At 52.6% G+C, this 2,500-nt stretch carries 1 rRNA gene (cut by a window edge); it reads left to right on the top strand.

Going from position 1 to position 2,500, the window contains the following annotated elements:
- Positions 1 to 2,500: ribosomal RNA gene (locus tag ABEA58_RS13990) — 23S ribosomal RNA — on the top strand (its annotated part extends 273 nt beyond the left edge of the window); the annotation flags it as partial.

The raw sequence follows: 2,500 nt of genomic DNA, 5'->3' as shown, positions 1-2,500 counted from the left end.
TTTATGTCTTAGTGGAAGGACCTGGAAAGTTCCGCGATACAGGGTGATAGCCCCGTACACGAAAAGGCACATTTAGTGAAATCGAGTAGGTCGGGACACGTGTTATCTTGACTGAATATGGGGGGACCATCCTCCAAGGCTAAATACTCCCAGCTGACCGATAGTGAACCAGTACCGTGAGGGAAAGGCGAAAAGAACCCCGGAGAGGGGAGTGAAATAGAACCTGAAACCGTATACGTACAAGCAGTAGGAGCCCTTCGGGGTGACTGCGTACCTTTTGTATAATGGGTCAGCGACTTATTGTCTGTAGCAAGGTTAACCGTTTAGGGGAGCCGTAGAGAAATCGAGTCTTAATAGGGCGTTCAGTTGCAGGCAATAGACCCGAAACCCGGCGATCTATCCATGGGCAGGTTGAAGATTGAGTAACATCAATTGGAGGACCGAACTCACTAATGTTGAAAAATTAGGAGATGACCTGTGGATCGGAGTGAAAGGCTAATCAAGCCGGGAGATAGCTGGTTCTCCTCGAAAGCTATTTAGGTAGCGCCTCGCGTCTCACCCTCGGGGGTAGAGCACTGTTTGGGCTAGGGGGTCATCCCGACTTACCAACCCCATGCAAACTCCGAATACCGAGGAGTGCAATCGCGGGAGACACACGGCGGGTGCTAACGTCCGTCGTGGAAAGGGAAACAACCCAGACCGCCAGCTAAGGTCCCAAATATCAGTTAAGTGGGAAACGATGTGGGAAGGCCCAGACAGCTAGGAAGTTGGCTTAGAAGCAGCCATCTTTTAAAGAAAGCGTAATAGCTCACTAGTCGAGTCGGCCCGCGCGGAAGATATACCGGGGCTCAAACTGATAACCGAAGCTGCGGATGCAACTTTGTTGCATGGTAGAGGAGCGTTGTGTAAGCCGTTGAAGGTGGATCGGGAGGTCTGCTGGAGGTATCACAAGTGCGAATGCTGACATGAGTAACGACAAGGGGGGTGAAAAACCTCCCCGCCGGAAGACCAAGGGTTCCTGTCCAACGCTAATCGGGACAGGGTTAGTCGGCCCCTAAGGCGAGGGCGAAGGCCGTAGTCGATGGGAAACAGGTTAACATTCCTGTACTTGCTATTGCTGCGATGGAGTGACGGAGAAGGCTAGGCCAGCACGGCGATTGGTTGTCCGTGTTTAAGGTAGTAGGCTGGGGACTTAGGCAAATCCGGGTCCCTAAGGCCGAGAGCTGATGACGAGCCCACTAGTGGGCGAAGTGGTTGATGCCATGCTTCCAGGAAAAACTTCTAAGCTTCAGGCAATAGTGAACCGTACTCTAAACCGACACAGGTGGTCAGGTAGAGAATACCAAGGCGCTTGAGAGAACTCTGGTGAAGGAACTAGGCAAAATGGTACCGTAACTTCGGGAGAAGGTACGCCGGCTTTGGTGATGGGACTTGCTCCCTAAGCTGAGGCCGGTCGAAGTGACCAGGTGGCTGCGACTGTTTATTAAAAACATAGCACTCTGCAAACACGTAAGTGGACGTATAGGGTGTGACGCCTGCCCGGTGCCGGAAGGTTAATTGATGGGGTTAGCTTCGGCGAAGCTCTTGATCGAAGCCCCGGTAAACGGCGGCCGTAACTATAACGGTCCTAAGGTAGCGAAATTCCTTGTCGGGTAAGTTCCGACCTGCACGAATGGCGTAACGATGGCCACGCTGTCTCCACCAGAGACTCAGTGAAATTGAAATCGCTGTTAAGATGCAGTGTACCCGCGGCTAGACGGAAAGACCCCGTGAACCTTTACTACAGCTTTGCACTGAACTTTGAGCCTACTTGTGTAGGATAGGTGGGAGGCTTTGAAACTCTGACGCCAGTTGGAGTGGAGCCATCCTTGAAATACCACCCTGGTATGTTTGAGGTTCTAACCCAGGTCCATTATCTGGATCGGGGACAGTGTATGGTGGGTAGTTTGACTGGGGCGGTCTCCTCCCAAAGAGTAACGGAGGAGTACGAAGGTGCACTCAGCATGGTCGGAAATCATGCAATGAGCATAATGGTATAAGTGCGCTTGACTGCGAGACAGACATGTCGAGCAGGTACGAAAGTAGGTCATAGTGATCCGGTGGTTCTGTATGGAAGGGCCATCGCTCAACGGATAAAAGGTACTCCGGGGATAACAGGCTGATACCGCCCAAGAGTTCACATCGACGGCGGTGTTTGGCACCTCGATGTCGGCTCATCACATCCTGGGGCTGAAGCCGGTCCCAAGGGTATGGCTGTTCGCCATTTAAAGTGGTACGCGAGCTGGGTTTAGAACGTCGTGAGACAGTTCGGTCCCTATCTGCCGTGGGCGTTGGAGATTTGAGAAGAGTTGCTCCTAGTACGAGAGGACCGGAGTGAACGAACCTCTGGTGTTCGGGTTGTCACGCCAGTGGCATTGCCCGGTAGCTATGTTCGGACGGGATAACCGCTGAAAGCATCTAAGCGGGAAGCCTCCTTCAAGATGAGATCTCCCTGGGACCT

The organism is Microbulbifer aestuariivivens (genome assembly GCF_039545115.1).
In the GTDB taxonomy this organism is placed as follows: domain Bacteria; phylum Pseudomonadota; class Gammaproteobacteria; order Pseudomonadales; family Cellvibrionaceae; genus Microbulbifer; species Microbulbifer aestuariivivens.
This window is presented reverse-complemented; position numbering and strand designations above follow the sequence as displayed.